The following is a 4,356-nucleotide window of genomic DNA, read 5'->3' on the forward strand; positions in this document are numbered from 1 at the left end:
ACAAGAGATAATGCCGCACCTAAAATCCCCGCTTGTGGATTGCCGACAAATTCCTGCAAGGTCAAGCTCACATCACGGGCAAGCACATTGCCTTTACCATCAGTGAACAATACAGTACTGGTAACGTCTGTAATGACAAAATGTCCTTTGAATTTAGAGAAACCAAAGACCAATGCCAAGGCCTCTTGGCTATCTTGCGCCGTGAGTAAGGCTTGATAGCGACTTTCTACTGGTGCAAGCTGGTGATGCAGTTGTAGTTGTAACGTGACTTCTGTTAATGCCATACCCATTGCTTGCAGTTTCGATTTACCCGAAAGTACTTCGTGTTCAGCAAATACCGCAGAACGGCTTTCGTCAAAGCCTGTTGGTGCAGAGAGTAAATCAAAGGCAATATTGCCTAAAAGTGCATAATTTGCCATTAGTAAGCCCTCCGTTGTCGTTGGTCTAAGACCTGATTGAGTAATTGCTCAAACTCATATGCCCCCATTTTTAAGGCACTTTGCAGTTGGTCGGTTACGCTTTGTGGGGTATTATCAGTTAAGGTGATATTTGGGCTAAAATGCACCACAATGCAGCCTTGATTGATTTCACTATTGGTAACAGCGTTTCTATTTAGTGGTTGATAGTTGGCAAATAAGCTACCTTTGGTCGAACCATCAAAGCTCACTGCCTCAGATAAGCTATCACTGGCTTTTTGAGCTAGGGGCTGGGCTTTATCCATACCGATTGCCAAACCCTCCACCACGTTCACGCCATAGCCTTTAAACACACGGCTTGGAGAGTGGATGCCAAGTTTTTCTGCAAACCAACCTTTAATGCCGTCGCCTAAATCTGAGACAATCTTTTTCGCTCCTTCCCAAGCGTTTTTAATACGATTGACTAAACTGTCAATCATATTCTTGCCGAAGTCGGTAAACTTGCTTGGCACATCAATCTCGAACCAAGAAAGCACGGTAGAGAAAACTTGCTGGAATAAGCCAAGTGGCGACCAATTGAGAGTCGTGGCAGTAATGTTGCCGATGCCTGAATTGAAGAATGTGGTGATGTTTTCCCAAATGCTACCAAACCAAGCACTCACGCTGTTCCACGTTTCAGATAAGAACTGCCCACAAGCTGCGGATTTTTCGCCAATCCATTGCCATATTTGGCTGAATTTTTCGCTGACCCAGTCCCAATTATCCCAAAGTAAATAAGCCAGCCCTGCAATAATGGCAACGGCAATGCCGATAGGGGTGGTAAGGAATGCGCGACCAATAAAAATGATCGCTTTCCCAACCATCATCAAGCCTTTTAATAAGGTTCCCATTAAGGTTACGCCAAGTTTTGCCGCTAAAAATACCATTTTGCCAAGCCACCCGATGAGATAGCCAAAACCGTAGGCAAGTTTGAGCACGACAGGTAACAATAATTTTCCAATAAAACCAGTAAGCCCGAAAACACCTTTGCCAACAAAGGCAATCACAGAACCACCAAAAGATAATACTCCCCAAGTCATTTTAAGAACGGAAATCACTTTAAGCCCACCCCAAGTCAGCATACTTAATCCTCCAACCAAAGCAGAGAAACCAGCAACTGCACCTAAGGCATAAGTTCCCCATTTGGCAATTTCGCCCATAAGATCTGAGTTTGTATTAATGAAGTCAGTCACCCGAATAATAAGGGGCTGTAACCAACCAACAAAATCATTGATAACAGGTAGAATGTAGTTACCGATGCTAATACCTAATCCAGCGAAACTATTTTTCAATAATTTAAGAGTGTTTTCTGTTGTTGCACTTCGTGCAGCAAATTCAGGCTCCATTGAGCCAAGGTATTTGGGCTTACCATTTTCATCGGTTTCTTGTAATGTTTTAATACTCTTTTCAAGCAAATCCACGTTACCTGCAATCGAAGAGACATCATCTGCATATTCTTTACCGAATAAATCTACCAACACACCTATCCGTTTGGCTTTAGGTAATTTTTCGACACGTTTCAAGAAATCGACTATTGCTCCTTGCCCGTCTTTGGCTATATTCTTTTTAAGTTGCTTTGCAGAGATCCCAACTTCTTTTAATGCAGCTTGGAATTTCTTACCTCCTTTATCTGCAGTATTGAGCGAGGTAAGCATTCCGTTAATGGCAGTACTTGCCACTTCAGGAGATTTACCTAGAGATATAAAAGTATTAGTTAAAGCAGCGGCAGCATTTTCAGTTAAACCAAAGTCTTTTGATACCCCAGCAATACGTCCTAATGTGTTTACAATATCAGATGCTTTAGCTGGGGAGCTATTTGATAATTCATTGATAGCATCACCTAAATCACCAATTTTACTAATCGGGATTTTGTACACGTTAGCCAGTTTTGCCATTGAATCACCGCTTTGTTCAGCAGACATATCAAAAGCTACCGACATTTTAGAGATGGTTAAGGTAAATGATTTAATATCTTCCTCTGCAACACCTAACAGACCACCTGAAGCAGCAATAGCAGCAAGCTCTTTCCCTGTCATTGGAATAGTATTACTCAAATCAAGGAGATCCTTGGAAAGTTTTTTGAAACCATCTGGTGCTTTAAAATCGACGACTTTCTTCACATCAGCCATCGCACTTTCAAATTCAATGGCTGGAGTAGCTAAACCTACAACAGAGCTACCGAGAGCAGTTAATGAAGCAGCACTGCTTTTCATTCCAGCAATAGAAAGCTGGTTTAACGTAGCCATTCGTTGCCCGATAGTTTGAGTGGAATCTGTTAATGATTTCAGAGTATTTTTGATTTGGTTAATACCTGAAATCGCCCCACCAACTGCGGCTCCAATAACTAAACTAATTGCAAGATTTGATGACATCGTTTATAGTCCTTTTAAAAATGAAGGGGGCAAATATGTTCAAATTATTTGATGAATTACTAGGTCTGATTGGCTATGCGATTGCAGGAATTTTAGGACTCGTTCTTGTGTCAGTTGGCTTTACCCTTTATCCAATCATTACATCAATCATCCTTGGCTTATTGGTGATTTCACCTTTTGTTCCAACACTTGAAAAGATGCTTAAACATCTCGAAGCTCGAATGTATAAGAAGTCACTGACTATCAAGTTGACCGAAGAAACTAAACGATCTTTTAAAGAAGGTTTTAATAAAGCCTTTAAATAACAAAGCCGCTTAAATAGCGGCTTTCGTGTAATTGGCTTTTATCTGCCGCTGGGCTTGATTGAGCCACCGTTCAATTTCATCAAGCGTCATATCTTCCAGTTCTGAATGCGAAAATCCAAACCAAAACGCCAAATCAGCTAACGCCGCATCAAGAGCGGCTAGTTCAACTTTCCCTTCTGCATTTTTTCAACCACTTCTGCCGCACGTTTGAAGTCGGCGATATCTAATTCGTCTAAATCTTCAGGAACTAAACCTGTCACGATAGAAAGCAAACTAATGCTTTGCTCAATATCAGTGCTGCCTTTCATTTTGCGAATATCCTTCGCTTTTGGACGGCGTATTTTTAATTCAGTGATGGTTTTACCTTCCCCATCTTGAATCGGGAAATAGAGGGCGACAATAACGTCAGACATAAAAAAACTCCTTTGTGAGATTGTTTAACTTTCACAAAGGAGTTTACTTAAACTGGGTTTAAAGGTCGTTTAAACTGCTTTAAAGAAATTACTGTCCGATATTTTTACGGTAGGTTTCTAAAACATCTTGACCAGCTACACGCCACTTATTCGTGAACGCATCAAAATACAGCACTTCTTTGCCATCAATAGATTGTTTAATCATTGTGGCTTGATAAGTCATTGAGTATTCTGCCGCTTCCTTCGGCTTATTCGCCGAGTGGGGTTTTGCTGAAGTTTCAGTTTAACATCATTACCAATGGCACCTCAGTTGTACGTCCTGCAGCGTTGTACACGCTCACATCAGCACGCTCCTGTAGTTGTGCAGTGCGGTAAGGATTGTTGGCAATAGCTGAGACTTCAGGGTAAAAACCATCCCACACAATTTCACCTTCAAGGGCATTGACACCACTTGGCAATTTAATGGTGCCAACCAAACCGAGGTTTTTATGCTCGGTCATTTCCACTTCAAATTCAGGCAGTTTGATAGACTTCGCCTTGCCTAAAAAACTGTTGCCGTTGATATAGACATTGGCGTTATCAATTTTGTTAATCGCGACACCGCTCATTATTGACCTCCACGGCTGGTTAAGTTAACAAGATATTTGCGAGTAACCACGCTCTTATTGTGGATTCGCTCCACAGGGATTTTCGGCGTGAAATCATATTGCAATGGCACTAAACCTTGGCTGAAAGCATCAACAAGGTTAGCATCAGGGTCAAGCCCTACACTGTAACCGACGATAGATTTGAGCGTTCCTATATAGGTTTC

At 41.6% G+C, this 4,356-nt stretch carries 5 protein-coding genes and 2 pseudogenes; 1 reads left to right on the forward strand and 6 read right to left on the reverse strand.

The features are described 5' to 3' along the window. Both HMPREF0027_RS03825 and HMPREF0027_RS03830 read right to left on the reverse strand, forming a co-directional pair. A partial coding sequence (locus HMPREF0027_RS03825) for a phage tail protein (RefSeq protein WP_005622395.1) occupies positions 1-419 on the reverse strand: 419 nt, incomplete at its 3' end. Further along, positions 419-2,827 (reverse strand): phage tail tape measure protein, encoded by a 2,409-nt coding sequence (locus HMPREF0027_RS03830; RefSeq protein WP_005622396.1) that lies wholly within the window; start codon positions 2,825-2,827, stop codon positions 419-421. The genes HMPREF0027_RS03830 and HMPREF0027_RS03825, both read right to left, overlap by 1 nt. Positions 2,828-2,862: 35 nt before the next feature. Here HMPREF0027_RS03830 and HMPREF0027_RS03835 point away from each other — a divergent pair, with 35 nt between their 5' ends. Next, entirely contained in the window at positions 2,863-3,132 is a 270-nt protein-coding gene (locus HMPREF0027_RS03835; protein ID WP_155812101.1) for a hypothetical protein, read from the forward strand. A 9-nt stretch (positions 3,133-3,141) separates the two neighbouring features. Here HMPREF0027_RS03835 and HMPREF0027_RS11615 read toward each other — a convergent pair whose 3' ends face one another. From HMPREF0027_RS11615 to HMPREF0027_RS03850, 4 genes and pseudogenes are all read right to left on the reverse strand, one after another. Next, the gene (locus HMPREF0027_RS11615; RefSeq protein ID WP_005622398.1) at positions 3,142-3,264 is read right to left on the reverse strand and encodes a GpE family phage tail protein; all 123 of its coding nucleotides are present in this window, start codon (positions 3,262-3,264) and stop codon (positions 3,142-3,144) included. Positions 3,265-3,290: 26 nt separating this feature from the next. Beyond that, positions 3,291-3,545, reverse strand: a complete 255-nt coding sequence (locus tag HMPREF0027_RS03840; protein ID WP_005622399.1) for a phage tail assembly protein — start codon at positions 3,543-3,545, stop codon at positions 3,291-3,293. An 88-nt stretch (positions 3,546-3,633) separates the two neighbouring features. Continuing rightward, positions 3,634-4,153, reverse strand: a pseudogene (locus HMPREF0027_RS12990) (phage major tail tube protein). Further along, positions 4,153-4,356 (reverse strand): annotated as a pseudogene (locus tag HMPREF0027_RS03850) (phage tail sheath family protein); the annotation flags it as partial. The pseudogenes HMPREF0027_RS03850 and HMPREF0027_RS12990, both read right to left, overlap by 1 nt.

It is taken from the genome of Actinobacillus ureae ATCC 25976 (assembly GCF_000188255.1).
Taxonomy (GTDB): domain Bacteria; phylum Pseudomonadota; class Gammaproteobacteria; order Enterobacterales; family Pasteurellaceae; genus Actinobacillus; species Actinobacillus ureae.